Origin of the sequence: Faecalibacterium sp. i25-0019-C1 (assembly GCF_042854225.1) — a bacterium.
GTDB classification, from domain to species: Bacteria; Bacillota; Clostridia; order Oscillospirales; family Ruminococcaceae; genus Faecalibacterium; species Faecalibacterium taiwanense.
On sequence record NZ_AP031428.1, the window covers coordinates 232,022 to 258,301 of the forward strand.

Annotated in this window: 24 protein-coding genes; 12 read left to right on the top strand and 12 right to left on the bottom strand. The window is 61.3% G+C overall.

What is annotated here, in order from left to right; translation table 11 throughout:
- Positions 1 to 89 precede the first annotated feature (89 nt).
- A complete protein-coding gene (locus ACGHUK_RS01135) occupies positions 90 to 920 on the bottom strand; it encodes a M15 family metallopeptidase (RefSeq protein WP_390574646.1) in 831 nt (276 codons plus the stop codon).
- Positions 921 to 996: 76 nt separating this feature from the next.
- Here ACGHUK_RS01135 and ACGHUK_RS01140 point away from each other — a divergent pair, with 76 nt between their 5' ends.
- The 4 genes from ACGHUK_RS01140 to ACGHUK_RS01155 all read left to right on the top strand — a co-directional run bounded on the left by ACGHUK_RS01140 (position 997) and on the right by ACGHUK_RS01155 (position 3,305).
- The gene (locus ACGHUK_RS01140) at positions 997 to 1,458 is read left to right on the top strand and encodes a SpoVA/SpoVAEb family sporulation membrane protein (RefSeq protein ID WP_390574648.1); all 462 of its coding nucleotides are present in this window, start codon (positions 997 to 999) and stop codon (positions 1,456 to 1,458) included.
- Positions 1,459 to 1,556: 98 nt separating this feature from the next.
- Positions 1,557 to 2,573: a stage V sporulation protein AD gene (locus tag ACGHUK_RS01145; protein ID WP_044953883.1), complete on the top strand. Its 1,017-nt coding sequence runs from the start codon at positions 1,557 to 1,559 to the stop codon at positions 2,571 to 2,573.
- A gap of 1 nt (position 2,574) precedes the next feature.
- Positions 2,575 to 2,931: a SpoVA/SpoVAEb family sporulation membrane protein gene (locus ACGHUK_RS01150; protein WP_005943559.1), complete on the top strand. Its 357-nt coding sequence runs from the start codon at positions 2,575 to 2,577 to the stop codon at positions 2,929 to 2,931.
- Between the two features lie 98 nt (positions 2,932 to 3,029).
- Positions 3,030 to 3,305, top strand: coding sequence for a peptidoglycan synthetase (locus ACGHUK_RS01155; protein ID WP_390574650.1), 276 nt, complete (start codon positions 3,030 to 3,032; stop codon positions 3,303 to 3,305).
- A 71-nt stretch (positions 3,306 to 3,376) separates the two neighbouring features.
- On the opposite strand, the gene rpsT is transcribed toward ACGHUK_RS01155, so the two are convergent.
- Positions 3,377 to 3,637 carry a 30S ribosomal protein S20 gene (gene rpsT, locus ACGHUK_RS01160; protein WP_005943554.1) on the bottom strand — a complete coding sequence of 87 codons (261 nt, stop codon included), beginning with the start codon at positions 3,635 to 3,637 and terminating at the stop codon, positions 3,377 to 3,379.
- Between the two features lie 166 nt (positions 3,638 to 3,803).
- Here rpsT and gpr point away from each other — a divergent pair, with 166 nt between their 5' ends.
- The 6 genes from gpr to ACGHUK_RS01190 all read left to right on the top strand — a co-directional run bounded on the left by gpr (position 3,804) and on the right by ACGHUK_RS01190 (position 10,326).
- Positions 3,804 to 4,589 (top strand): GPR endopeptidase, encoded by a 786-nt coding sequence (gpr, locus tag ACGHUK_RS01165; RefSeq protein ID WP_005943552.1) that lies wholly within the window; start codon positions 3,804 to 3,806, stop codon positions 4,587 to 4,589.
- A 29-nt stretch (positions 4,590 to 4,618) separates the two neighbouring features.
- A complete protein-coding gene (gene spoIIP / locus ACGHUK_RS01170; RefSeq protein WP_390574651.1) occupies positions 4,619 to 5,758 on the top strand; it encodes a stage II sporulation protein P in 1,140 nt (379 codons plus the stop codon).
- A 343-nt stretch (positions 5,759 to 6,101) separates the two neighbouring features.
- Positions 6,102 to 7,490: an asparagine--tRNA ligase gene (gene asnS, locus ACGHUK_RS01175; RefSeq protein ID WP_005943546.1), complete on the top strand. Its 1,389-nt coding sequence runs from the start codon at positions 6,102 to 6,104 to the stop codon at positions 7,488 to 7,490.
- A 71-nt stretch (positions 7,491 to 7,561) separates the two neighbouring features.
- Positions 7,562 to 8,605 carry an A/G-specific adenine glycosylase gene (gene mutY, locus ACGHUK_RS01180; protein ID WP_390574652.1) on the top strand — a complete coding sequence of 348 codons (1,044 nt, stop codon included), beginning with the start codon at positions 7,562 to 7,564 and terminating at the stop codon, positions 8,603 to 8,605.
- A gap of 123 nt (positions 8,606 to 8,728) precedes the next feature.
- The gene (locus tag ACGHUK_RS01185; RefSeq protein ID WP_044953882.1) at positions 8,729 to 8,932 is read left to right on the top strand and encodes a hypothetical protein; all 204 of its coding nucleotides are present in this window, start codon (positions 8,729 to 8,731) and stop codon (positions 8,930 to 8,932) included.
- A gap of 89 nt (positions 8,933 to 9,021) precedes the next feature.
- Positions 9,022 to 10,326: a murein hydrolase activator EnvC family protein gene (locus ACGHUK_RS01190; RefSeq protein WP_390574654.1), complete on the top strand. Its 1,305-nt coding sequence runs from the start codon at positions 9,022 to 9,024 to the stop codon at positions 10,324 to 10,326.
- A gap of 268 nt (positions 10,327 to 10,594) precedes the next feature.
- On the opposite strand, the gene ACGHUK_RS01195 is transcribed toward ACGHUK_RS01190, so the two are convergent.
- The 3 genes from ACGHUK_RS01195 to ACGHUK_RS01205 form a co-directional block, all read right to left on the bottom strand.
- Entirely contained in the window at positions 10,595 to 11,578 is a 984-nt protein-coding gene (locus tag ACGHUK_RS01195) for an aldo/keto reductase (protein WP_390574655.1), read from the bottom strand.
- A gap of 142 nt (positions 11,579 to 11,720) precedes the next feature.
- Positions 11,721 to 13,325 (bottom strand): peptide chain release factor 3, encoded by a 1,605-nt coding sequence (locus ACGHUK_RS01200; RefSeq protein WP_005943533.1) that lies wholly within the window; start codon positions 13,323 to 13,325, stop codon positions 11,721 to 11,723.
- Positions 13,326 to 13,549: 224 nt separating this feature from the next.
- Positions 13,550 to 14,416, bottom strand: coding sequence for a GNAT family N-acetyltransferase (locus tag ACGHUK_RS01205; RefSeq protein WP_390574657.1), 867 nt, complete (start codon positions 14,414 to 14,416; stop codon positions 13,550 to 13,552).
- A 194-nt stretch (positions 14,417 to 14,610) separates the two neighbouring features.
- Here ACGHUK_RS01205 and ACGHUK_RS01210 point away from each other — a divergent pair, with 194 nt between their 5' ends.
- Positions 14,611 to 16,002, top strand: coding sequence for a S1C family serine protease (locus ACGHUK_RS01210; protein WP_371290119.1), 1,392 nt, complete (start codon positions 14,611 to 14,613; stop codon positions 16,000 to 16,002).
- A 49-nt stretch (positions 16,003 to 16,051) separates the two neighbouring features.
- Here ACGHUK_RS01210 and pulA read toward each other — a convergent pair whose 3' ends face one another.
- Complete coding sequence (gene pulA, locus ACGHUK_RS01215; protein ID WP_390574658.1) at positions 16,052 to 18,007, bottom strand: type I pullulanase; 1,956 nt, start codon at positions 18,005 to 18,007, stop codon at positions 16,052 to 16,054.
- Positions 18,008 to 18,143: 136 nt separating this feature from the next.
- Here pulA and ACGHUK_RS01220 point away from each other — a divergent pair, with 136 nt between their 5' ends.
- Positions 18,144 to 20,189, top strand: a complete 2,046-nt coding sequence (locus ACGHUK_RS01220; RefSeq protein ID WP_390574660.1) for an AAA family ATPase — start codon at positions 18,144 to 18,146, stop codon at positions 20,187 to 20,189.
- 235 nt (positions 20,190 to 20,424) lie between these two features.
- Here the strand turns inward: ACGHUK_RS01220 and ACGHUK_RS01225 are convergent, their stop codons facing one another.
- Genes ACGHUK_RS01225 through ACGHUK_RS01250 form a run of 6 tightly spaced genes read right to left on the bottom strand, consistent with a single transcriptional unit; the run spans position 20,425 to position 26,279 of the window.
- Complete coding sequence (locus tag ACGHUK_RS01225) at positions 20,425 to 21,384, bottom strand: helix-turn-helix transcriptional regulator (protein WP_390574661.1); 960 nt, start codon at positions 21,382 to 21,384, stop codon at positions 20,425 to 20,427.
- A 15-nt stretch (positions 21,385 to 21,399) separates the two neighbouring features.
- The gene (locus ACGHUK_RS01230; protein WP_337678649.1) at positions 21,400 to 22,263 is read right to left on the bottom strand and encodes a prephenate dehydrogenase; all 864 of its coding nucleotides are present in this window, start codon (positions 22,261 to 22,263) and stop codon (positions 21,400 to 21,402) included.
- Positions 22,256 to 23,527, bottom strand: coding sequence for a 3-phosphoshikimate 1-carboxyvinyltransferase (aroA, locus tag ACGHUK_RS01235; protein WP_390574662.1), 1,272 nt, complete (start codon positions 23,525 to 23,527; stop codon positions 22,256 to 22,258). Before aroA ends, ACGHUK_RS01230 begins: the two co-directional genes overlap by 8 nt.
- A 6-nt stretch (positions 23,528 to 23,533) precedes the next feature.
- Positions 23,534 to 24,550 carry a 3-deoxy-7-phosphoheptulonate synthase gene (aroF, locus tag ACGHUK_RS01240; RefSeq protein WP_097781196.1) on the bottom strand — a complete coding sequence of 339 codons (1,017 nt, stop codon included), beginning with the start codon at positions 24,548 to 24,550 and terminating at the stop codon, positions 23,534 to 23,536.
- A 21-nt stretch (positions 24,551 to 24,571) separates the two neighbouring features.
- Positions 24,572 to 25,036: a type II 3-dehydroquinate dehydratase gene (locus tag ACGHUK_RS01245; protein WP_005943518.1), complete on the bottom strand. Its 465-nt coding sequence runs from the start codon at positions 25,034 to 25,036 to the stop codon at positions 24,572 to 24,574.
- On the bottom strand, positions 25,017 to 26,279 hold the full coding sequence (locus tag ACGHUK_RS01250) for a shikimate kinase (protein WP_390574664.1): 1,263 nt from the start codon (positions 26,277 to 26,279) through the stop codon (positions 25,017 to 25,019). The genes ACGHUK_RS01245 and ACGHUK_RS01250 overlap by 20 nt, the downstream gene beginning before the upstream one ends.
- Between the last annotated feature and the right edge of the window lies 1 nt (position 26,280).

A 26,280-nucleotide genomic window follows, 5' to 3' on the forward strand; every position in this document is an offset into this window, starting at 1 on the left:
CAAAGCGGTCCTGCATCAGGGCAGACTATTGTTATCTTACCATAACTGTGTGCAAAATGCAACGAAAAGCCCCTCGGTTTTACGGATTTTTAACCGGTGATCTTCTCCCCTGCAGCAAGCTTCTGCAGCACGGCAACGGCATCCTCAAAGCACAGGCCGCTCTGCTGGATCAGGGCCGCATTTTCCGGCCCCACATAGCGCCAGTGCCACGGCTCGTAGGTGATCTCGGTAACGGCTTCTGCGTTTTTGGGGTACCGCAGGATGAAGCCGTATTCCACGGCATGGGCGCTCAGCCAGCGGAAGGCCTCGGTGTTTTCAAAGCCCTCGGTCAGGTCGGTGTGCTCCGGGCTGTTCAGGTCGGCAGCAAGGCCGCAGTTGTGCTCCGAGTAGCCCGGCGGGTTCACGATATTTGCCGCCTGCTTTTTCGCTTCGGCTTCGCTCAGGCCCTTATTGCGGAAATACTGGGTCTTTTGGTCGTAGAGGTTCTTCTGGTAGTCCACGCTGCGGTAGCCGCTCTGCATCCAGATGGTCACGCCGTCCTTTGCGGCGGCGGCCTGCATGGCGAGGAATGCATCGGCGGCTTCGGTCTGCAGGGTCTTGTTCACAGCGGTGGCCGAGCCGCACACCTTGGTGGTAAAGGTATGATCGTCCGGCATTTTGTTCGTGTGGTTCACCAGCACCATGCGGGGATCATCCAGAATGGCCTGCGCCTGCCGGGCGGTCAGCAGACTGCTTTCTGCCTCTGATGCTGCCGAGGCGCTGGACGTGGAAGTTGCCGAGGCGGCAGGCACAGCGGAACGGCTGTGCAGCACGAACGAGGCCCCGCCCACGGCAATGCAGGCCACGACGGTAACGGTGAGCACGCGCCGCACGGCGGGCCGCAGATGGCGGCGGTGATGAGGATGGACAGACGGATTCATCTGGAATACCTTCTTTCCGGTGGATGTGCATAGAGTTTGCTTCCTATGGGAAAGATATGCCCGGAGGGGAAACAATATGAAAATGACAGCACAGGAATATGCGCGCCGGGTGCGGCGCATCGGGCCGCACTCGCCCTTGGGTCTGGACTGCCTGTGGGCTTTTGGCGTGGGCGGCGGCATCTGCCTGCTGGGCGAAGTGCTGCGCCAGAGCTATCTTGCCATGGGCGTGGAAGCCGACCTTGCCGGCACCCTGACCAGCTGCAGCCTGATCGTGCTCTCAGCGGTGCTTACCACGCTGGGCTGGTACCAGAAGCTGGCCGCAAAGGCCGGGGCCGGGTCGCTGGTGCCCATCACAGGCTTTGCCAATGCGGTGGTCAGCGCGGCCATCGAGTTCAAGGCCGAGGGCCGGGTGCTGGGTACCGGGGCCAAGATGTTCACCATTGCCGGGCCGGTGATCGTGTACGGCACGCTGGCGGCGGTGGTGTACGGCGCGGTGCTGTGGGTGCTGGGCATGGCGAGTGTGCCTGTGCTGTCATAAACACGGGCAAGTGTGCCATAAGATTGCAGCATGATGTTATTATACAACATTTTATGGAACGTTTTTCATCTATTTTCCACGAAGGAGAAATTTTGCCTATGACGGTCCGGTGCGGGGATACCCTGCTGTTCCAGACACTGCCGGTGATCGCTGCGGGTGCAGCGGTGGGCGGCAAAAAAGAGAGCGAAGGCCCGCTGGCGGCAGAGTTCGACGAGCTGAGCGCAGACAACCGCTTTGGCCAGTCCAGCTGGGAAGCTGCGGAAAAATACCTGCAGCTGCGCGCCGCGCGGCTGTGCCTGCAAAAGGCGGCGCTTCCGCAGGAAAAGGTGCAGCTGGCCCTTGCCGGGGATCTGCAGGCCCAGTGCACAGCATCCAGCTATGCCATGCGGGAGCTGGGCGTGCCCTTTGCCGGGCTGTTCGGGGCCTGCAGCACCATGGCCGAGGGCCTTGCGCTGGGCGCTGCTCTGTGCGAGGGCGGTGCTGCGCGCAATCTGCTGGCCATGGCTTCCAGCCACTTCTGCGCAGCAGAGCGGCAGTTCCGCACGCCGCTGAGCTACGGCGCGGTGCGCACGCCCACGGCCCAGTGGACTGCCACCGCTGCCGGATGCTGCCTTTTGCAGCCGCAGGGCGAAGGCGTTGGCATTGCCGCTGCCACCTTTGGCCGTGTGCAGGATTATCAGGTAAAGGACATCAACAATATGGGGGCTGCCATGGCCCCGGCAGCAGCTTCCACCCTGCTGCACTATTTTAAGGATACCGGCACCGAACCGCAGGAGTTCGACTGCATCTATACCGGCGACCTTGGGCAGGTGGGCAGTCAGCTGCTGCGGGAGCTGCTGGCCGCAGAAGGCTTGCTGATCAAAAACCATGTGGACTGCGGGTGCATCCTGTTCGACGCAAACGAGCAGAGCGTAAAGAGCGGCGGCTCCGGCCCGGGCTGCTGCGCGGCGGTGCTGTGCGGGCACATCCTGCCGCGCCTGCGCCGGGGCAGCCAGAAGCGGGTGCTGTTCACAGCCACCGGGGCCCTGATGAGCCAGACCACCTTTTTGCAGAAGGAGACCATCCCGGCGGTGGCGCATCTGGTGGAGCTGCGTGCGCCGGAAAAGGAGAAGTAAGATGAACTATTTCTGGGCTTTCTGTGTGGGCGGGGCCATCTGCGTGGCGGGACAGCTGCTCATCGACCTGACCGGCCTGACCCCGGCCCGCATCCTGACCGGATATGTGGTGGCGGGCGTGGTGCTTTCGGCCATTGGGTGGTATGCCCCGCTGGCCGAGTTTGCCGGGTGCGGGGCCACGGTTCCCCTGCTGGGCTTCGGCCATCTGCTGGCAAAGGGCGTGCGCACCGCGCTGCAGGAAGAAGGTGCTGTGGGCATCCTCACCGGCGGGCTGACCGCCGCTGCGGCCGGTGTTACCACCAGCCTTGTGTGCGGCGTGGTGTGCAGCTGGGTGGGCAAAAGTCACGACCAGAACTGAAGAAGAAATACACAAGAACATTGCTGCTTTGTCTGCCACCCTTCGCCCTGTTTTTCCACCGCACTGCGGTAAACTGTGCAAAACAGGAGGTGATGCGGATGAAGCACCGCTGGACGACCCTTTTGTGGGAGCTTTGGACTGCACAGGCCTTGTGCGCGGTGGCAGCCCTGCCGCCGGGCAGTGCGTTCCATACATGCCCGGCACTGGCGCTGCCGGGGCTGGCCCTTGCGGCGGCGGTGCCCACGGCATGGGCTGCGTGGGCGCTGCTGGCCGAGCCGCCCGACGGCCTGCCGCCGGAGCAGCTTCTGGAGCAGGCACCGGGGTTCGATTTTGCCACCCTGTGCGATTTTGAGCGGCCTGCTGCCGTGCCCTGAAAAGCGGGCAAAACAAAAACCCCTGTGCCGGGAACCCGGTACAGAGGTTTTGTTCGTCAATCAGAAAGCGATCAAGCGTTCTTGTTAGCACGCTTTGCCATACGGCTGATCTTGCGGCTGGCGGTGTTCTTTTTGATGACACCCTTAGCGCGAGCCTTGTCGATCGCGGAAACAGCAGCCAGGACGGTTGCGTCCTTGTCAGCGGCATTCGCATCGATGGCAGCGTCTGCCTTCTTGACGACTGTTTTCAGGTTGGTCTTAATGGCCTTGTTGTGAGCCTGCTCTGCAGCAGCCTGCACGACGCGGTCCTTCTGAGATTTGATGTTAGGCATTCGTTCCACCTCCTTGGCTACCTATAACAGCGCACCCTATGATACCATATTTCGCGTACCAGCGCAAGCGTTTTTTTGATTTTTGTTTAGAAAAGTTTTATTTTTTCCATACTTTCTGCATGCAGAGGGGGCATTTGGCCCCAAAACAGGCAGGAGGAGCAGAAAAATGCGTTTTACCGATATGGCAGACGAGATGTTTGGTGCAGCACAGGGGGCGCTGCCTGCCGGGGTAAGGCTTGCCACAGCAAAGCGCGGCGGGGTCACAATAACGCGGGTGGAGATCGCGCGCGAAGGGCTGGCGAAGCCCCGCGGACGGTATGTCACGCTGGAAATGCCCAGCGTCAGCGTGCTGGACGAGCGGGACGCTGCGGTGATCGAGACCTGTGCGGCAGAACTGCGCGCCCTGCTGCCGCCGGAAGGGCCGGTGCTGGTGCTGGGCATCGGGAACCGGCGGGTCACGGCGGATGCCCTCGGCCCGCGCACGGCGCAGAAGATTTTAGTCACCATGGGGCCGCAGCACACGCTGCCGGTAAAAGGCATCCGGCCGGTGGCCGCCATTGCGCCGGGGGTGTCGGCCTCCACCGGGCTGACTCTGCGCCAGCTGGCCGGGGCCATGGTGGAAGCGGTGCGGCCGGCGGCCCTGATCTGCGTGGACAGCCTTTGCAGTGCCGAGGGCGCGCGGCTGGGCCGCAGCGTGCAGTTCTCCGACACCGGGCTGTACCCGGCGCAGGCGGATCATGCAAAGCATCTGGACGCGGCAGCGCTGGGCGTGCCGGTGATCGCGGCGGGCATCCCCACCTTGATGGATTCGGACGAAGGAGCAGATCTTGTGGTCACGCCCCGGGCGCTGGACAGCGTGATCGCCCACGGCTCGGCTCTTCTGGCCGGTGCCATCAACCGGGCCTTGCAGCCAAGGCTCAGCGTGGCGCAGCTGTTCTGGCTGGCGGGGTAACACCGGTGGGCCGGAAGGGAGGTTATTTTATGCGCAGCAAAGCACTGCCGCCCGCCCGGGCGCAGGGGCATATCGTGCCGTTTCTGGAAGCGGCTGCTCTGTTTGCCGCACTGTGCATCTTTGCCCGCACGGCGGCACTGATGCTGGCTGCGGCCATTACTGCACCGCTGCCAATGGCCGAAACTCTTTTCTGGCTGGGGCGGCAGTCCGCACAGGAGCAGCCCGCATCATCTGTGCAGGTGGAAGCCGCACCGGACAGCACACCGGAAGCGGCGGCATCCTCTCTGCCGCAGGCCGTGCAGGCGCTGACCGGGAACATTGAGGACTACCTTGTGCCGCTGCTGGGCGAGGAAGCCCGCCCGGCGGATGCGGGTACTGTCATTGAAAAAAATTATCCGCAGGGCAGCGGCGAAAAGTACATTCCCTGCGGGGTGGGCAGCATCAAAAACAATACTCGGCAGACGGCGGCAGACATTGCGGCAGAGATCGAGAATCCGCTGCCATTTGCCATTGAGCCGAACAGCCCCGACCCGCAGGTGCTGGTGATGCACACTCACGCCACCGAGGACTACCGCCTTTCGGCCGGGCTGTGGTTTGCCCCCGGCGATGGTGCCCGCAGCACCGACTGCAGCGTGAACATGTGCGCGGTGGGCCGTGTGGTGGCCGATACCCTCAATGCGGCAGGCATCAACACCCTGCACGACGAGACCCTGAACGACTACCCCAGCTACACCGGCAGCTATGCCAACAGCCGGGCCGTGGTGCAGCAGTATCTGGCCCGGTATCCCAGCATCAAGGTGGTGCTGGATGTCCACCGGGATGCCATCGAGACGGAAAGCGGCAGCCGCTATGCCCCGGTGTGCACGGTGGACGGGCGGCAGGCCGCACAGGTCATGATCATCTGCGGGTGCGACAACGGCACCACCGTTCAGCTGCCGGGCTGGCGGCAGAATCTGCGCTTTGCCGCTGCGTGGGAGCGCAGCATGGAAGGAATGTACCCCGGTTTTACCCGGCCGGTGCTGTTCAGCTACCGGTTCTACAATCAGGATCTGACCACCGGCAGCCTGCTCATTGAGATCGGCGGGCACGGCAATAACCTGAACGAGGCTCTTTATGCCGGGCAGCTGGCGGCAAAGGGCCTTGCTGCCGCCTTGCTGGGCGGTGCTTGACAAAACGCCGCCAAAGTGCTATTTTTTAAAGGTCAAATGCAAAGATCGGGAAAAGTAGCGCGGGCCGTCCGGCCCAGAGAGTGCGGCACAGCTGAGAGCCGCGCCCGCACGCCGCGTGAACGAACACCCGGGAGCAGCAAACTGAACATGGCAGCTGCCATTAGTAGGTGCGCCGCAGGCCCTGCGTTACAGGGGCAGCGCTTTTATTGAGCGCGTGAGCGACCGGACACTTCCGGTAATTCAGGTGGCACCGCGGACATTACAAGACAGCTTGTTCGCCCTGAACTTTCAGGGAGAACAAAGCTGTCTTTTTCATTTTATATCGAAAGGGAGAACAAACACTATGGAACGCACTGAGATCGTTTCGCTGTTCAAAAATACCCCCGCCGACGGCACCGAGATCACCGTCTGTGGCTGGGCAAAGAACATCCGCGACTCCAAGAACATCGGCTTCATCGCCCTGTCGGACGGCGGCTGCTTCAAAACCCTGCAGGTCGTGCTGGAAGCAGGCAAGCTGGCAAACTACGATGAGGTGATCCACACCGGTCTGTACAGCAGCCTGCGCGTCAAGGGCAAGCTGGTGCTCACCCCGCAGGCAAAGCAGCCCTTTGAGCTGAATGCCGACAGTGTGGAGATCCTGGGCGACTGCCCGGCGGACGAGTATCCGCTGCAGAAAAAGAAGATGAGCATGGAATATCTGCGCACCATGCCCACCCTGCGCCCCCGCACCAACACCTTCAACGCCGCTTTCCGCGTGCGCAGCGCCGCTGCCTACGCCATCCACAAGTTCTTCCAGGAGAACGGCTTCGTTTACTCTCACTCTCCGCTGCTCACCTCTTCCGACTGTGAGGGCGCAGGCGAGATGTTCCGCGTGACCACCCTCGACCTTGAGAATGTGCCCAAGAACGAGGACGGCACTGTGGATTACACCCAGGACTTCTTCGAGAAGCCGGTCAATCTGACCGTTTCCGGCCAGCTGGAAGCCGAGGCCATGGCTATGGCATTCGGCAAGGTGTACACCTTCGGCCCCACCTTCCGTGCCGAGAAGAGCTTTACCACCCGTCACGCCGCCGAGTTCTGGATGATCGAGCCGGAGATGGCATTCTGCGATCTGTCCGGCTACATGGACACCGCCGAGGCCATGACCAAGTACGTCATCCGCTACGTGCTGGACAACTGCCCGGATGAAATGGCCTTCTTCAACCAGTTCATCGACAAGGGCCTCATCGAGCGTCTGGAGCTGGTGGCAAACTGCGAGTTTGGCCGCATCAGCTACACCGAGGCCATCGAGATCCTGAAGAAGAACAACAAGAAGTTCCAGTTCCCTGTGGAGTGGGGCGTGGACATCCAGACCGAGCACGAGCGCTACCTGACCGAGGTGGTGTTCAAGAAGCCTGTGTTCGTCACCGACTACCCGAAGGAGATCAAGAGCTTCTACATGAAGCAGAACCCGGACGGCAAGACCGTGGCAGCCGCAGATATGCTGGTGCCCGGCATCGGCGAGCTGATCGGCGGCAGCCAGCGTGAAGAGAACTACGACAAGCTGGTGGCCCGCATGGACGAGCTTGGCATGGACAAGACCAACTACGACTGGTACCTGAACCTGCGCAAGTTCGGCGGCGTGGAGCACGCCGGCTACGGCTTGGGCTTCGAGCGCATGATCATGTACCTCACGGGCATCCAGAACATCCGTGACGTGCTGCCCTTCCCCCGCACTGCATACGGCTTCTGATAAGCGCGCATACTTTTACCGGGCTGCTGCACCTTGCGGCGGCCCGTTTTTTGATAAGGAGCACAAAACAAGTGGAAAACATTTCCTCTGCCCTGCTGGACTGGTTCTACAAAAACCAGCGCAGCCTGCCCTTCCGCACCGACCCCAGCCCCTACCATGTGTGGCTCAGCGAGATCATGCTGCAGCAGACCCGGGTCTCGGCGGCACTGCCCTACTACGAACGCTTTCTCGCCGCCCTGCCGGACATTCCGGCCCTTGCCGCCTGCGAAGAGGAAAAGCTGCACAAACTCTGGGAGGGTCTTGGCTACTACAGCCGGGTGCGCAACCTGCAAAAGGCTGCACGCATCGTCTGCGAGCAGTACGGCGGACAGCTGCCCGCCGACTATGATGCCCTGCGGGCCCTGCCCGGCATCGGGGACTACACGGCGGGGGCCATTGCGTCCATCAGCTTCGGCATCCCGGTGCCCGCCGTGGACGGCAATGTGCTGCGGGTGTTCTCCCGTTTGTACAACGACCCCGCTGCCGTCACGGAACCGGCAGTGAAAAAAGCGTTCACCGCCCGCGTGATGGAGCACCAGCCGCCGGATGCGCCCGGCGACTACAATCAGGCCCTTATGGAGCTGGGAGCGCTGGTCTGCGTGCCGAACGGTGCGCCCCTGTGCGAAAAATGCCCGCTTGCCCACCTGTGCGCCGCCCGTGCTGCGGGCACTGCATTGGAGCTGCCCCGCAAAGCAGCGCCCAAGCCCCGCAGACTGCAGCCTGTGACGCTGGCCCTGCTGGAAAGCCCGGCAGGCTTCCTTTTGCAGCAGCGGCCCCAAAAGGGCCTGCTTGCCGGGCTGTGGCAGCCGGTACTGTGGGAGGGTGAAGCCCTTGCAGCCGGAGAGGTCCTTGCCCGCCTGCAGGCCATGGGGGTGAATACCGGCACCGCCGCGCCGGAAGCGCTGCCCGCTGCAAAGCACATCTTCAGCCACATCGAGTGGCATATGAACGGCATCCTGCAGCATGTGCCCGCCCAAGATGCCCCGGCAGGCTGCGTGTGGGCAAGCCGGGAAGCCCTGCAGGCCGAGTATACGCTGCCCGGCGCATTCAAGGCATACAGGAAGCTTATAGTATGAAATTTTGGCCTTTTTGACCTGAATGGTTGTAATTTTTGACAGGAACGGGTATAATAAAAGCCAACAAGCACTGGAATGAAAGCTGAAACATCGTTTCAACGAAAAAAGGAGTGTATTGAACCTATGAAGAAATCTTGTCTGGTCGCTGTGATCACTGTTCTGGCCGCTGTTGCCGGTGCCCTTGCTGCTGTTGCTGTTTACCTGCACCGCCGTGAGAAGGAGCTGGACGAGTACGAGCGTCTGCTGTTCGGCGAGGACGATGCTGCAACGGTAGAGCCGGAGGCTGCTGCCGAAGAGGCTGCCCCTGCAGAGGATGCTGCAGAATAAAAAACACGAACCGTAAACCTTCGGGCGCACCGGCAGTCTGCAAAAGGCTGTGCCGGTGCGCCCTTTTTGCTACATAGAAGGAGTGTATCATGAAGCGTTTTCTGCTCTGGCTCGTGGGTGTGGTGCTGGGCGTAGGCATCTTTCTGGGCGCGGTGATGGGCGTGAGCTATGCCTTTACCACCGAGGGCGGCTGCCCGGACAGCACCGCGCAGTTTGGCACCGAAGCGCTGGAACCCAACGGCTGGTGCTGGCAGGTGCCGCTCATCGGCGGAAAGCTCGATAAGGTGTTTGCCAGCCCCGCCACCCTCACGGTGCAGAAGCTGGGCACGCTGTACACGGCCCACCCGGCCATCACCCTGCCGGACTGGGCCAGCTACACCACCCTCACCATCCAGAACGCCTATGGCAGCATTGTATTTGTGGGCAGTGTAAGCGATTATCAAAGCTTTTTGTTCCCGACCAACGGCGAATATAAGGCAGAGCTATCGGTCTGGCGGGTGCCGGAGGGCGGCATGGCCACCCAATTTGAGGGCGGCAGCACCGGCTCAGTGCGCAAAAATCTGGGGCTGGAAAAGCCCGCAAAGCCCACCGGCTGGTATCGTTATGCCTTCCGGTTCACCCTGCAGGCCAGCGCGGAGGTGGAGCTTTCCGCCGAGCGGGCGGAGCAGGGCGGCATTGTGGGCTTGCGCATCTCCGGCATGACCGGCGATGCAGCACCCACGGTGGAAACAGACCTCGGCAATGTGCAGTGCGTGCGTGCAGCCGATGGCTGGCGGGCCTACATCCCGGCGGCATACAACGCTTCCTCCGGCGGGCATGAGGTGAACATTACCGTGAACGGCGAGACCATCACCCGCAGCATCATCGTGCTGCCCAAGGATTTTGGCACGGTGGACGTGGAGCCGGAACCGGATGCATCGGATGCGGCAAACACCCAGTTCCGCAATGCAGTCTGGGGCCTGTACGAAGCGCCCGCGCGGGAAAAAATGTGGCAGGGCGGCTTTGTGAACCCGGTGGAAAGCTACACCACCCTTGTGGATTACGGTCAGGTCAGGGTGGTGAACGGCAGGCAGAGCAGCCGTTCCAACTCCACAAAGCTCTACACCATTCCCGGCGAGCCCTGCCGCGCCCCGGCAAACGGCGTGGTGGTGCTGGCCGCAGAGCTGGCCCTTACCGGCAACACGGTGGTCATCGACCATGGCTGCGGGATGCGCAGCTACCTGTACGGGCTGCAGACTCTTTCCGTCTCTGCCGGGCAGAGCGTGGAAAAGGGGCAGGCTGTAGGCGTGCTGGGCGAGGAGCTGACCATGGACTTCAAGCTTGGCAGCAAGAGCGTGAACCCGTGGATGCTGTTCCAGACCAGCGGCGGATTGTTCTGGAAGGAGAACAGCTGACGATTTTAAATGGCCTCCGCTTTGCTCTGGCAATGTTTATAGGAACTATTCTTTTATCTGGGGTTCTGAAAAGCCTGCGGGCTTTTCAGAACCCCCCTTTTCACGCAAAAGGTCGAAACCGGCAGATGATGCTGTTTTTCTTTACGCCCCTTTCTGTGAAAATGCAATGCCGGACAGCCCGCAGGCTGTCCGGCATTGCTCTTATAAAAATAAAAATTCCGCTGTTTATGGCCAGAGCGAAGCGGAGGCTGTTCCGATGGTCAAACCATCAGGAAATGGCATCCACGTCCCACTTCATGCGGACGGCATCGGCACCGTCCAGCTTGATGTTCAGCGCACCGGCGTTGTCCATCACCTGCTGCGGGGTGCGGGCACCGCACAGCACATGCAGGCCGGGGATCATGCGGGCGGTCAGGGCGATCACCAGCTGTGCCAGAGAGCAGTCGTATTTCTCGGTAAGGTCGCCCCATTTTGCCAGCATATCCAGCGCCTGAGAGCGGCGCTCCGGCTGGAAGCTGGGGTTCGAGTTGCGGGTGCTGCCCTCGGGATAGGTGGTTTCCATAGTCACCTTGCCGGTCAGCAGGCCCTGCTCCAGCGGAGAGTATGCCTGCACAGATACGCCCAGCTCCTTGCAGGTAGGCAGCAGCTGCTTTTCCACACGGCGGGTGAGCAGGCTGTACTTTTCCTGAATGACATCCAGCTGACCGTACTTGCAGTAGCCGCGGATGATGTCCGCAGTGACGTTGGATGCACCGATGGCACGGATCTTGCCCTGCTCCTTCAGCTTCATCATGGCTTCCACCGTCTCTTCCAGCGGGTAGATGCCGAAATCGGGGGTCTGCCAGTGGGTGTACAGCACATCCAGATGATCGGTGTGCAGGCGGCGCAGGCTGTCCTCCACATCCTCGATGATGCTCTGGGCAGACAGATCGCGGTAAACGGTGGTGCCGTCCACGACCTTGTGCAGCACCGGTGTTTCATGCCGCCACTCCAGACCGCACTTGGTGGAAAGCACCACCTTGTCGCGGTCGATGTGCTTCATGGCCTCGCCCACCACGGTCTCGCTGTGGTACAGGCCGTAGATGGGCGCGGTGTCGATCCACTGGATGCCCTGCTCCACAGCAGTCTGGATGGCCTTGACTGAAAGGCTGTCGTCGTTATCGCCCCACCATGCACCGCCGCCGATGGCCCAGGTGCCCATGCCGAGAAATGGCACCTGAATGCCGCTTTTGCCAATATTGATATTCTGCATATACTTTACCCTCCATGCCAGCAGTGTTCCCCGCAATGGGAGCAGCTCATTCCATAACTGGCATTCTTTGTTGTATTTTTTGTGCTTTATGAAAAAAGAGCCGCAGCTGCAGGATATTCCCGCACCGCAGCTCTCTTTCAACTCAGATATTGCCGAACTCGCTCAGTTTCAGCGTTTCGTTGTGGGTCTCAGCCCAGCGCACCGCCCAGTCGGAGGTGAACAGTAGCAGGCGGTTGCCCTTCATATCCTCCACAGCCTTGGTGTCGCTGGTCAGGTCCAGATCCCGCAGGTTGTAGGTGTCGGGGTCGTTCTGCACCCAGCGCAGCTGTTCAAAGGGCAGCTGCTGCATCCGGATCTCCACGTTGTACTCGGTGTTCAGGCGGTACTCCAGCACTTCCAGCTGCAGCACGCCGACCACGCCGACTACCACTTCTTCCATGCCGCCGCCCACTTCGCGGAAGATCTGGATGGCACCCTCCTGCGCGATCTGCTCCATGCCCTTCACGAACTGCTTGCGCTTCATGGTGTCCTTCTGCTCAATGCGGGCAAAGTGCTCCGGCGAGAAGGTGGGGATGCCCGCAAACTGGACCTTCTTTTTGCCGGTGCACAAGGTGTCGCCGATGGAGAAGATGCCCGGGTCGAACAGGCCAATGATGTCGCCGGCGTAGGCCTCGTCCACGATGGCGCGGTCCTGCGCCATCAGCTGGGTGCCGGTGGCCAGCTTGATGTTCTTGCCCTCCTGCACATGGAAGGCCTCCATGCCGCGCTCGAACTTGCCGGAGCAGATGCGCATAAAGGCGATGCGGTCGCGGTGGGCCTTGTTCATGTTGGCCTGAATTTTAAAGATGAAGGCAGAGAACTCGTCGCGGCAGGGGTCCACGGTCTCGCCGGTCAGGCTGTCCACGCGGGCCAGCGGGGTGGGGGTGAGCCGCAGGAAGTTCTCCAGAAAGGGCTCCACGCCGAAGTTGGTCAGAGCGGAACCAAAGAACACGGGACTCAGCTCGCCGCGCAGCACTTTGTCGAGGTCAAATTCCTCGGCAGCGCCGTCCAACAGCTCGATCTCATCCACCAGCTGCTGGTGCAGATACGGGGTGAGCAGCTCGTCCAGTGCGGGATCGCCCAGCTCGGCCTCGGTCTCATCCACCTTTTTCACGCCGTTGGCGCGGCCGTCGCTGGAAAATGCCAGTACCTTGCGGGTGTTGCGGTCGAACACGCCCTTGAACTCCTTGCCGCAGCCGATGGGCCAGTTCATGGGGTAGGTCTTGATGCCCAAAATTTCCTCAATGTTCTCCATCAGCTCAAAGGGGTCGCGGGCTTCGCGGTCCATCTTGTTGATGAAGGTGAAGATGGGGATGTGGCGCAGGGTGCACACCTTGAACAGCTTGATGGTCTGTGCCTCAACGCCCTTTGCGGCGTCGATGACCATGACGGCAGAGTCTGCCGCCATCAGGGTGCGGTAGGTGTCCTCCGAGAAGTCCTGATGGCCCGGGGTGTCCAGAATGTTCACGCACTTGCCCGCGTAGTTGAACTGCAGGACAGAAGAGGTGACGGAAATACCGCGCTGCTTCTCAATGTCCATCCAGTCGGACACGGCGTGCTTTGCGCTCTGCTTGCCCTTGACGGAGCCTGCCTGATTGATGGCTCCGCCGTACAGCAGCAGCTTTTCGGTCAGAGTGGTCTTACCGGCGTCGGGATGGCTGATGATCGCAAACGTCCGGCGGCGCTCGATTTCTTCACGATTTGTCATAAACTAGTATTTCTCCTGAAATGGATGGAACTCCTTCAGTCACGGCTGATGCCGTGACAGCTCCCTCAATGAGGGAGCCTCTGGCGAAAAGGAAAAGCTTCTCGCCCTGCCAAAGCCTCCCTCTCAGAGGGAGGTGGCATCGCGCAGCGATGACGGAAGGAGTATATTTTTACACATACGTACCCTATTTTATCCGAAAACGCTCCATAATGCAAGTGTTTTCGTTATTTTTTCAGGATGATGCAGGGCAGAGGGGCGGCTTCGGCCCAGTTGGCAAAATCACACACCAGAACGGTAAAACTTTTGAGCGGAAGTGCCCGGAGATATTCCAGCACCGTCTGCTTTTCATCCGTGCCGATGACCTGCCCGCTGTAGAGGATGGCGCTCACCACGCCGCCGGGGCGCACGGCTTCCAAAGCCGCCTGCAGGGCGGGGATGCTGCTCTGCGCGGTGGAGAACACTGCGTGGTCGGCCCCGGGCAGCCAGCCAAAGTTGAACATCACCGCATCTGCCGTGCCGGGCTGCACAACCTGTAAAAGGTCTGCGTGGCTTTGGCAGTGCAGCTCATACCGGGCGGCAGGCACGCCCAGCTGCTCCAGGTGCTTCCGGGTGGATGCAATGGCAGCTTCCTGCACGTCAAAGCCGACTACCTTTCCTTCCGGCGCGGTGATGCCGCACAGGAAGGCCGTGTCGCCGCCGTTGCCGCAGGTAGCATCGATGCAAAGGCGCGGCTGTGCCAGCCGCGCGGCCAGAAAGTCCTGCACGAACTTGACGGCGGTCAGATCCGGCGTGCGGCGGCGCACCAGCTGCCTGCCTTCTGCCGCAAAGCCGAACTTTGCCCAGAACGCAAGCTCTGCGGCATCGGCGGGCAGCGGGGCGGTAAATACGGTAGCCTTTTCGCGGTCGTATCCGGCGTAGGCGCGCAAGGCTTCTTTTAATAGATAGGAGCCGTAGCCTTTGCGCCGCCACTGCGGTTCGATGCCAAACGCGGTGATGGCAGCCCCCTTTGCGGCGGGCGTGAGCGCGCAGAAGCCGATCTGTGTTTTTTCCTTATAGAGGGCAAAGCCCTCGTCTGTGCGGTGCAGTTCCATGGTGTGTTCCTCCTGAATTTACGCTTTTACAATAGCAAGCGCAAAGGCCGCTGTCAAGGGCGGAAAGTGCGTCTTTTTTTCACAGTTTCTTCACGGCGCGCGCGATTGATTTTCACAATTGACGGTTACAATAGGAGCAGTTCAAAGGAACAGGGCTCCTGTGGACGTATCCCTTACGGAAAGGAAGTATCAGCATGGACAATGAGAACAAATGGGAATATGATTATTCCTCTCAGGATAAAAACGAAAGCGGAGATACCGGTTATCCCAATGTGGGCAGCAGCGGCATGAACACCGCCAACCAGTACAACGACCCGCAGCCGGAACCGGAGACCGCTTACACCGCCCCGCAGACAGACAACGGCGCAGGCGGTGCAACGCCGCCGGTACATCCGGTACAGCCGCAGGACGCGCAGCCCCCTAAAAAGAAGAAAAAGTTCAACGGCAAGCGCGTTGCACGCAGCGCCGTGGCGCTGGTGCTGGCCGCAGCCATGGGCTTTGCGGGCGGCTTTGTGGGGGCAAAGTTTGGCGGCAGCGGCAAGGTGGTCATCCAGCAGGTGGCACCTTCCTCCACGGCAAACAGCTCCGACAGCGCGGACAGCAGCATCACCGCAGCATCCAGCAGCGGCAGCAGCCTGACCACTGAACAGGTGGCTGATCTGGTCAGCCCCAGCGTGGTGGTCATCACTACGGAGCAGGTGGTCTACTCTCAGTGGTCGTGGTACGGCCAGAATCAGGTGGAGAGTGGTGCCGGCAGCGGCGTGATCATCAGCTCGGACGGCTACATCCTCACCTGTGCACATGTGGTGGACGGCGCTTCCACCATCACCGTTACCATTGGTGACAAGGACTACACCGCCACCCTCGTGGGCGAAGATACCACCAGCGATATCGCGGTCATCAAGATCGATGCTGACGGCCTGACCCCCGCCACCGTGGGCAACAGCGACAGCCTGAAGGTGGGCCAGAGCGTGATGGCTGTGGGCAACCCGCTGGGTGAGCTGGGCGGCACCGTCACCGGCGGCATGATCAGCGCTTTGAACCGCAGCGTCACCATTCAGGGCAGCAGCTCTGTGAACACCATGTCCCTGATCCAGATGGATGCTTCGGTCAGCCCCGGCAACTCCGGCGGCGGCCTGTTCAATATGAACGGTGAGCTGGTCGGCATTGTGAATGCAAAATCCTCTTCCAGCGATGCAGAGGGTCTGGGCTTTGCCATCCCCATCAACGATGCCATCAAGGTGGCACAGGAACTGCTGGAGAACGGCTATGTGACCGGACGGCCTTATTTGGGCATCACCTATCTGGCCGTGACCGACGCACAGACTGCTTCTCAACTGGGCGTGAATGCCTACGGCGTTTACGTTGTGGAGGTGGTCAAGGGCGGCCCTGCCGAAAAGGCAGGCCTGCAGGCCGGTGACCGCATCGTGAGCGTGGACGGCACCGAGATCGCCTCCAAGGACGACCTTGGCACCCTGATGCAGAAGCACGCAGCAGGCGATACGCTTTCCATCACCATTGCACGCGACGGCCAGATGCAGACGGTCAATGTGACACTGGGCGAAAAGACGGCTTCCAACAGCTGAGCAAAATAGAAAACAGGAGCGGATGAGAGTTTTCCATCCGCTCCTGTTTTTATATCTGTCCAAAGATGGTGGCACTGTAAGGCATCAGCACGGCCTCGTGCTCATACACTCTTGCCGGGCCACGCCACAGGCTGGACGAGATGCCGTCGCTCAGCATCTGCCAGCGCCCAACCGGCAGCGGCACGACCTTGCTGATCTCGGTGGGGTTATAGAACACGCACAGCGCCTGCCATGCTGCGCCGTCACCCCACTGGGCGGGCAGCTGCCAGCCCACCAGCGGCTGCTCCAGTGAGAAAAAGTACAGGGCATCCGGCGCGTGGGGGTCGGTGCTGGAAAGCCGCGGAAACCTTGCCCGCAGAGCCAGCAGGCCGCGGTAGTAGTCCACCAGTGCATGATATTTTTCGGCCCGCTCCCAGTCCAGCCGGTTCAGCGCAGGCGAAGAGCGGTAGCTGTTGCCCTTCCCTTTTTTGGTGCGGGCAAACTCCTCGCCCGCCTGCAGGAAAGGCAGGCCGAAGCTGGTCAGGTAAATGCCCGCCGCCAGCCGGTTCTGGGCAAGGGCTGTGCTGTCTGCCGCCGTGAACTCCGGCTTTTCGTACCGCACCAGCAGCAGCTTGTCCCACAGGGTGAAGTTGTCGTGGGCGGAAACATAGCTCACGATCTGGCTGGGCGCGTGGGGCGGCAGACGGTCGCTGCGGCACCATGCCGCCACCGCGCCGCCGATGTCCCAGAAGCTGCCGGGCCTGCCCTCCACATAGCCCGGCTCCCGGGCGTTGAAGCAGCCGCCCTTGATGGTGTCGCGGGTGTCGTCGAAGAAGATGCCGATGCGCTCGTTCAGCATGGCAAGATTCGCCTTGTTGGCCTCGTACCGGTGCAGCTGGCTGCCGCCGCCCTGCCACGGCTCGCCGTACATCAGGATATCCCGCCCGCCGGGCAGCGTATCCAGCGCGGCGCGCACCGCGTTGATGGTCTCCACGTCGTACAGACCCATCAGGTCGAACCGGAAGCCGTCGATGTGGTATTCCTGCGCCCAGTAGAGGATGGAATCGATCATATACCGCCGGGCCATGGGCCGCTCGCTGGCAAATTCGTTGCCGCAGCCGCTGCCGTTGGAAAAGCTGCCGTCCTCGTTCTGGCGGAAAAAGTAGCAGGGCACGGTGTCGTTCAGCGGGTTCTCATTGCGGTACATGTGGTTATACACCACATCCATCACCACACCGATGCCCGTCGCGTGCAGGGCTGCGATCATTTCCCTGCACTCCCGGATGCGCACCTCGCCGCGGGTGGGGTCGGTGGAATAGCTGCCTTCGGGCACATTGTAGTTGGTGGGGTCATAGCCCCAGTTGTACTGCCGCAGCAGCGGCTTTGCCTCGTCCACGCTGCCAAAGTCGAAAATGGGCATCAGCTGCACATACTTCACGCCAAGCCGCTTTAAATAATTCAGGCAGGTGGGGTGGATGCCGTCCCCGTGCAGGGTGGTGCCCTGCTGGGTAAAGGCCATGAACTTGCCCCGCCATGCCGGGCGCACGCCGCTGGCAGCGTCCTGCGAGAAGTCGCGCACGCTCACCTCCCACACCGCGCGCTGCTCCGGCGGGATGACCGGACGCACATCATGCTCCCACCCGGAGGGGGCGGTGCGGGCAAGATCTACGATCATGCTGCGGGTGCCGTTCACACCGGCAGCGCGGGCGTAGGGGTCGCCGGTCTGGCGCGAAATGCCATCCACCGTGACCGTATAGGTGTAGTATCGTCCGTGCTGGTCGCCGGGCAGATAGATGCTCCACACCCCCTGCTGCCCCCGCTCCAGCGGCAGAGTGCCTATGGGCTCACCGCCGCTGCCTTTGCGGTAAAGGCTGACCTCCACCCTCTGCGCCGTGGGTGCCCACAGGCGCAGATGGGTGCCGGAAACAGCATATTCCTGCCCCAGCGGGCCGGTGTAGGTGGTTTGAAGGTCAAAGGAGATGCTCTCGTATAGCGTTTTCAGTTCGGCGGGCGTTTTGACGGTCATAGTTTCTTCATTCCTTCTTGCAGATTTCCTATCAGATATAAGTGTAAACACCGGCGGTCTTTTTTGCAAGAGGGAATTGCAAAACCTGTCCGGGTACACTATACTGGAAGAAAACGACAAAAACGGAGGGCAAACCATGGCATATACCGACGATTGGGAAAACCTTATGAACGGTGTGTTCGGCGCAGGGGGAAAGCCGCGCTTTGGCGGCACCGCCCAGCCGGAAAGCAAAACGCCAAAGGCCAAAGCGCCCGCAGTGCCGGACCTGAACGCTGCTTTGCTGGAAAACCAGAAGCAGCTGGATGCCCTGCTCAAAAAACAGAACGCCCAGCTGAAAACGCAGGACACTGCGGTGCAGTCCGCTCTGGAGGACAGCCGCCAGATGCTGCGGGATATGGAAGCGGACGGCCTGCTTGCCAAGGGCACTGCCGATGTGACCGCAGAGCACCTTGGCAGCTTTGAGGGCCTTGCCGCCGAGGTGAAAAAGACCGTTCTCGGGCAGGATGCCTTTGTGGACAGCGTGGTGCGCGCCATGCGCCGGCCCTTTGTGCTGGGCACCGAGCGCCCGGCAGCACGCAATGTGATCCTGCTGTGCGGCGGAGCCGGTACGGGGCGGCACTTTGCGCTGGCAGAGACCGTCCGCATCATGGCGGCGCGGGGCCTTTTGCAGAGCGACAAAACCGCGGTGGTGGACCTTGCCCTCTACCCCAATTCCGGTGCGGAAAGGCTGTTTTTGCAGGATCTGTATGCGGCCCTGCACGCCCCCGGGGAGATCGTGATCTTTGAGCATTACGAGAGCTGCCATCCCAGCTTCCTGAAAACGCTGTCCGATCTGGCCGTCAAGGGCAGTGCGCTGCTTTCCAGCCGGTATCTGGTGAACAAGGAGGGCATCCTTGTGGATGCGGGCACGGCGCTGGCACCGGGCGCTGTGAGCAGCATCACGCCCTGCGGCAAGTACCTCATCTTCTTTTCCCGCAAGGGCCGGGACGCGCTGGCAGATAAGTTCGGTGCGCCCTTTGTGGCGGCGGTGGGCGATGTGTGCGCCACCAGCGCCTTTGCCCGCGGGGACCTTGCAGCGCTGGCGGCGCAGCAGCTGAATGCGCTGGCCCAGAAGGTGAGCGCACGCCTTGGCCTGACCCTCTCTGCCGGGGCCGATGTGCGGGACTATGTAGCCGCCCAGTGCTCTAAGGAAAAGGGTGCGGCGGGCCTTGCGGAATGCTGCGATAAAATGTTCCGTGCCCTGAGTGAATACTGCCTGCAGACCGATGCAAAGCTTACCGGCACCGTCACCCTGACCGCAAAGCCGGAGGGCGTATGGTTTTGCCTGAACGACCAGCCCGAGCAGGAGCTGTCTGCCCTGCTGCCTGCCGAGTACACGGGCGCTGTAGATGAAATCCGCGCAGAGCTTGACGGCCTTGTGGGCCTTGGGGCGGTCAAGGAGTATGTGTTCGGTCTGGCGGATAACCTGCAGGTGCAGCAGCGCCGCGCGGCGGCAGGCTTCAAGACCGCCAGCCTTTCCATGCACATGATCTTCACCGGCAACCCGGGCACCGGCAAGACCACCATTGCCCGGCTGGTGGCAAAGTACCTCAAGGCCATCGGCGCGCTGAAGGGCGGCCAGCTGGTAGAAGTGACCCGCGCCGACCTTGTGGGCCGCTACACCGGCCACACCGCCCCGCTGACCAACAGCGTCATCGAGAGTGCCCTCGGCGGTGTGCTGTTTATCGATGAAGCCTACAGCCTCTACCGCGGCGAGCAGGACAGCTTTGGGCTCGAAGCCATCGACACCCTTGTGAAGGGCATGGAGGATCACCGGGACGAGCTGGTGGTCGTTCTGGCGGGCTACACCCGGGAGATGGAGGTGTTCCTTACCGCCAACAGCGGTCTTGCCAGCCGCTTCCCCAACAAGATCGAGTTCCCGGACTACACGGCGGACGAGCTGCTGGACATCACCAACGTGCTGGCAAAGGGCAAGGGCTACCGCCTTGCCGAGGGCTGTACCTTCCCGCTTTTGGGCTACTACAAGCGCCGTCAGGCGCTGGACAGCCGCACCGCCGGCAACGGCCGTCTTGCCCGCAACACGCTGGAAAAGGCCATCTTCCACCAGAGCCGCCGCCTTGTGGCAGAACCTGCCGCCGAGCTGGACCTGATCCTGCCCAGCGATCTGGAATTTGAAGAATAAAGAACTCCTTCAGTCTCGCATTCGCTCGACAGCCGTTCCCCTTTCTGTCGCTTACGCGACATCTTCCCCCCGACCGGGGAAAGTCTTTCTCAAAGAGGGAGCCTCTGACGAAGCGGAAAACTTTGCCGTACTGCCAAAAGCCTCCCTCATTGAGGGAGGTGGCATCGCCGTAGGCGATGACGGAAGGAGTTCAAAAAACGGCTCCTACCCAATGGGCAGGAGCCGTTTTTTTCAATTATTGATGCATCTCCGCTAAATTTTTGGCTATTTCCCGCAGGCCCTGCCGCACCTCGGCGGGAGCCATTACTTCCACCTTGCCGCCAAAGCCGCACACCCAGCCGTAGAACTGGGGGCTGACGCATACCGGCACATCAAAGTGAAAATATGCACCGTCTTCCTCCGGCACGAACAGCGGCGTTCTGCCAAAGCGGTCGCGCATGGCGCTTTCCAGGTCGGCGGTGCAGCGCAGGGTGACCCGGTGCTCCGGCCCGCCGAACATGTTGAAGTGCTTGCGCAGATAGGCGGGCAGGTCGAACTGGCGGAACTCGGCCTTGCCCCGGCGGGCATCGCCCAGCACCGTCACGGAAGACATGCGGTCCACGCGGTAGTTGCGGATGCCCGCAGGCTCTTTCTCGTCCTGATAAGCGATAAGGTAGTAGCAGCCGTTTTCCCATGCCAGCTGCCACGGGCTGACGGTGCGGGTGCCGCCGTCCTTGTAGCGGAACCGCACCATTCTGCCCGCATTGATGGCGCTGTGCAGCGCATCGATGCTGTAAAGCAGGGTGTGGCTGTCGCTTTTGGGGCGGCCATCCACGTACACCTGACGCTGCAGCTGGGTGCCCTCGTAGTCGGAGCAGAGGGCTTCCAGTTTATGGATGAGTTTACTGCTGGTGCGTGCCGACACAACCTTGCTGGCCTGTACGGCATCCACCAGCAGCTTCAGCTCAGAAAGCTCAAAGGTGCGGCTGGCCAGCCAGTAGCCGCCGCCGCGCCCGCGCCGCAGCTGGATGTCATACCCCAGACTGCGCAGGGTGTCGATATCGCTGTAGATGCTTTTGCGCTCGGCAAGAATGTCCTGCTGTTCCAGCAGCTCTACCAGCTGCGGTACATTGAGCAGGTGTTCTTCGTCGGTCTTTTGTTCCAGAATGCGCAAAAGGGTCAAAAGCTTGGATTTCTGGCCTTCCTGCTTGGGCATGGGAGCACCTCCGGTTTATTCGGGCAGTTTTTTGTCGAACGCCGCGCGGCGCTGGGTGGAAAGACGGAACATCTCTTCCAGCCTGTTCCGGTCGTCGGCCACAAGGGCAGCGCGCATCTGCTGCAGCGCAGCATCGAACTGGTCGATCTCGCTGATGAGGTTTTCCTTATTCCACAAAAACAGCTCTGCCCACATTTTATCGTTGATGTGTGCAATGCGGGTCAGGTCACGGAAGGAGTCGCCGGTGTACTCGCACAGCGAAGAGTTATCGTTGGCGCACATCAGGCTCACGGCGATGGCATGGCACAGCTGGCTCACATAGCCGATCATCTTGTCGTGCTCCTGCACCGTCAGGGTGCAGATGTGGTGGAAGCCCAGCACTTCGGCCAGGTCCTTTGCCCACTGAATGGCCTCTGGCGTGTTCTTTTCCGTGGGAGTGATGATGAAGTTGGCCGGGGCAAAGTTCACCTCGGCGGCGTGCTCCACGCTGGAAGTCTCACGGCCTGCCATCGGGTGGCTGGCAATGAACTCCACGCCCGCCGGGCACATGGCCTGCACCGGCTCCACAAGGCCGGTCTTTACGCCGGAAACATCGGTAAAGATGCAGCCGGGCTTGAGCAGATGGCCGTAGGTGCGGAACCACTCGATGAGGGCCGTGGGGTACAGACCAAAGATGATGTGGTCGGCGCTGCTCACAAGGTCCTCAAAATCGTGGGTCTTACCGCTGGCGATATAGCCGTGCTCTAGCGCGTACTGCAAATGCCCTTCGCTGCGGTTGATGCCGTCCACATGGAAACCGGCTTTTGTCAGTTCCAGCGCGTATTTGCCGCCCAGCAGGCCAAGGCCTACCACGAGATAACGTTTTGTTTTATCAAGCATATTCCACCTCCGCGCCCAAGGGCTTGATGGCTTCAAAGAAATTCGGCCAGCTTTTTGTAATGGCTTCGGCATCGTCCACGGTCAGGGGGATGCCCGTACTCAGGGCCAGCACCGAAAGGCTCATGACCACACGGTGGTCATTGTGCCCATGCAGAGCACCCGCCGGAGCGTGCAGCCTGTTCGCGCAGCCGTGCACCGTAATGGTGCCGCCCTCGCTTTCCAGCACGCCGCCGCAGGCACGCAGCTCGGCCTCCATGGCAGCGATGCGGTCACTCTCCTTCAGGCGTAAACGCTCTGCGTTGCGGATGACTGTAGTGCCTTCGCACAGCAGGCCCAGCACCATAAGCACAGGGCCAAGGTCCGGGCAGTCCGCAAGGTCGATGTCCACCCCGTGCAGGGGGGCCTTTTCAAAAGAGATGCCCTCTGCCGTGCGGGTAAACACCGCGCCGCACCGGCGCAAGATGTCCAGAATGGCGGCATCGCCCTGCAGCGTCTCCGGGGCAAGGCCGGTGATGGTCACGCCGCCGCACGCGGCCCCCAGCACCGCCGGGAACGCGGCCTGACTGTAATCGCCCTCCACGGTGTAATCGCAGGGGCGATAGTGCTGCCCGCCCGGGATGGCAAGAGTGTTTTCGTCCAGCCAATGGCTCTGCACACCGAAGGCTGCCTGCACAGAGCGGGTCATATCGATGTAGCTGCGGCTCTCCACCGGCGGAATGAGGTGCAGCGTGCTGTTGCCGGAAAGCAGCGGCAGAGCAAACAGCAGCCCGCTGATGAACTGGCTGGATACATTGCCTGCAAGGCGGTATTCGCCGGGGGTCAGTGCCCCTTCCACGGTCAGCCCGGAAGCGCTCTGCTCAAACCGCAGGCCCTGCTCCCGGTACAGAGCTTCGTACACCGACTGGGGCCGCTCCATCAGCCGCCCACGGCCGGTGAAGGTCACGGCCTGCCCGGTCAGGCTGGCGATGGGGATGAGAAAGCGCAGGGTACTGCCGCTCTCGCAGCAGTCCACCGGCGTAGCAAGAGGCACAAAATGCCCCAGCCCTTCCACCACAGCGTCGTCTGCGCCGGTGCGCACACGGGCGCACAGCTGTGCCGCTGCGCCCAGCGTGGCAGAGATGTCCTTGCTGAATTCGAGATTCGTGATATGGCTGCGGCCCTCGGCCAGTGCCGCGCAGAGCACAGCACGGTGAGCCATGCTCTTGCTGGGTGGGGCAGTGATGGTGCCGCCCACGGAACGCGCGTTCTGAATCGTTACCAGCATAGGCCGTTACATATCGCGGCCAATGGCCCATGCCACCTGACGGCACTTTGCCATGGCCTGTGCGAAGGAATCCGGGGTCAGGCACTGTGCGCCGTCGCTCCATGCGTGCTGTGGGTCGTAGTGGACCTCCACTTCCAGACCGTCGGCACCGGCGGCCACGGCAGCGATCATCATAGGCTCGACCAGATTGGCCTTGCCGGTGGCGTGGCTGGGGTCCACGATGATGGGCAGGTGGGTCTTTTCGTGGATGATGGGCACTGCAGAGAGATCGAGGGTGTTGCGGGTGTACTTCTCGAAGGTACGGATGCCGCGCTCGCACAGAATGACCTGCTCGTTGCCGCCGGCCATGATGTACTCGGCGCTCATGATCCACTCCTCGATGGTGTTGCACAGGCCGCGCTTGAGCAGCACGGGCTTGTGCATCTTGCCAACGGCCTTGAGCAGCTGGAAGTTCTGCATGTTGCGGGCACCGATCTGCACCACGTCCACGTACTCCTCAAACTCCGGGATACGGTCCTCGCTCATCAGCTCGGAGACGATGGGCATGCCGGTGGCCTCGCGGGCCTTTACCATATCCAGAATGCCCTCGGTCTCAAGGCCCTGGAAGGAGTAGGGAGAGGTGCGGGGCTTGTAGGCACCGCCGCGGAACAGGGTGGCACCGCCGGCCTTCACGCCCTGTGCAATGCGCAGAGCCTGCTCTGCGCCCTCGATGCTGCAGGGGCCTGCCATGACAGCGATCTTTTCCTTGCCGCCGATCTTCACGCCGCCGCAGTCGATCACGGAATCTGCCGGGTGGAACAGGCGGTTTGCACGCTTATAGGGCGCGGACACGCGGGTGACGTTGTCGATCCACGGGTTTGCCAGCACATCCCGTTCGTCGATCTTGGTGGTGTCGCCCACAAGGCCGAACACGTTGTAGTCCTTGCCGGTGATCAGGGTCACGTCCAGACCCTGCTTCTCGAATTTGTCAACGATCTTTTCCAGTTCGTCCTTCGGAGTCCCTTTTTTGGTGGAGATGATCATGGTGATAATTTCCTTTCGTTTTTACATCACGATATGCGCCTTGCTGGAGCCGTCGGTGCGCAGCAGCTGGGCCAGATAAATGCAGGCGTGCAGGTAGCCCTGCGGGCCTTCCCCGATGAAGTGGCCCTGACAGCCAAAGGACACCACATCCGTCTTGCGGAAAGGCTCCCGCTCGTCCGGGGCGTGCAGCATCACTTCCACGGCGGGTACGCCGCACAGGCGCAGGGCATCCAGAATGGCCACGCTGTAGTGGGCGTAGGCCCCGGGATTCAGCACGATGCCGTCCACCCGGCCCGCTGCGGCCTGAATTTCGTCCACGAGGTCGCCCTCGTGGTTCGTTTGGCAGCAGTCGGTCTCAATGCCCAGCTGTTCGCAGCCTGCCTGCACATAGTCCATGATGGCGTTATAATCCAGCTCACCGGGTACGCCCGGCTCCGACCAGCGCATGATGTTGAGGTTCGGGCCGTTAAGAATCAAAAATTTCATCCAGTGCCTCCATGGCGGCATGCAGGGCATCGTCTAGCGTGCCGTTGTTGGGAATGACGGCATCTGCCGCTGCCAGATACAGCGGACGGCGCTGTGCTTCCATCTGGCGCAGTGCGTCCATGCTGGAAGAAAGCGGCCTGCCGCCGCCCACGGCCAGCGCATCCACCGGCCGGTCGATGAACAGAATGATGCCGTTCTGGTGCAGAGCACGCAGATTCTCCGGCTTTTTTACAATGCCGCCGCCGCAGGAAATGAGCTGTCGGCCCTCTTTGCCAAAGCACTGTGTTTCGGCAGTTTCCTTTGTGCGGAAGCCGTCCTCGCCCTCGGCTGCAAAGATATCCGGGATGCTGCGGCCATCGGTCTTTACGATCTCCTCATCCAGATCCACAAAGGTACGGCCAAGGCTCTTTGCCAGCATCCTGCCGAGGGTGGTCTTGCCGGAAGAGGGCATCCCAATCAGGGCAATGTTCAGCATATCCCGGCGCAGTGCGGCAGTGATGCGCCGAATTTCAACCGGCGCATCCTCGAACTTGCGGTCCAGAAAATATTCTGCGGCATACACCGCCTGCGCCACCAGCATTTCAAGGCCGCCCACAGCCACCGGCACGCCCGCTTCCTCGGCGCGGAGGATGAGCTCGGTCTTGTCGGGGTTGTACACCACATCCACCACAGCTTCAAGGTCCAGCATGGCGGCAACGTCCAGATTGCACACACCTACATTCGGGTACATGCCCGCCGGGGTGGTGTTTACCACGATCTGTGCCCCGCTGGAAACGGCCTCTGCATAGCTCAGTTCGCCCTTTTCCGGATCCGGATGGCGGCTGACGGTCAGCACCTTTGCCGCGCCCTTGTCCCGGGCCACAGCGCTGGTGGTATTGTGGGTGCCGCCGGTGCCCAGAATGAGCACGGTCCTGCCTGCAAAATTCACGCTGTGGGCGTCGCACAGGTGGGCAAAGCCCATATAATCGGTGTTATAGCCGTAGAGCAGGCCGTTTTTGTTCACCACCGTGTTCACCGCCCCGATGGCCTTGGCCCGCGGGTCGATGTAGGAGCAGTATTCCATAACCAGCTTTTTATAGGGGATGGTCACATTGATGGCCTTGAACTGCCGCTTTGCCAGAAAGGCCCGGGCCTCTTCCTCGGTGGGCAGAGGGCACAGGTCGTAGTGGTAGCCGCAGAGCATCTCGTGAATGATCTTGGAGTAGGAGTGGCCGAGTTTTGCGCCGATGAGTCCGTATTCCATT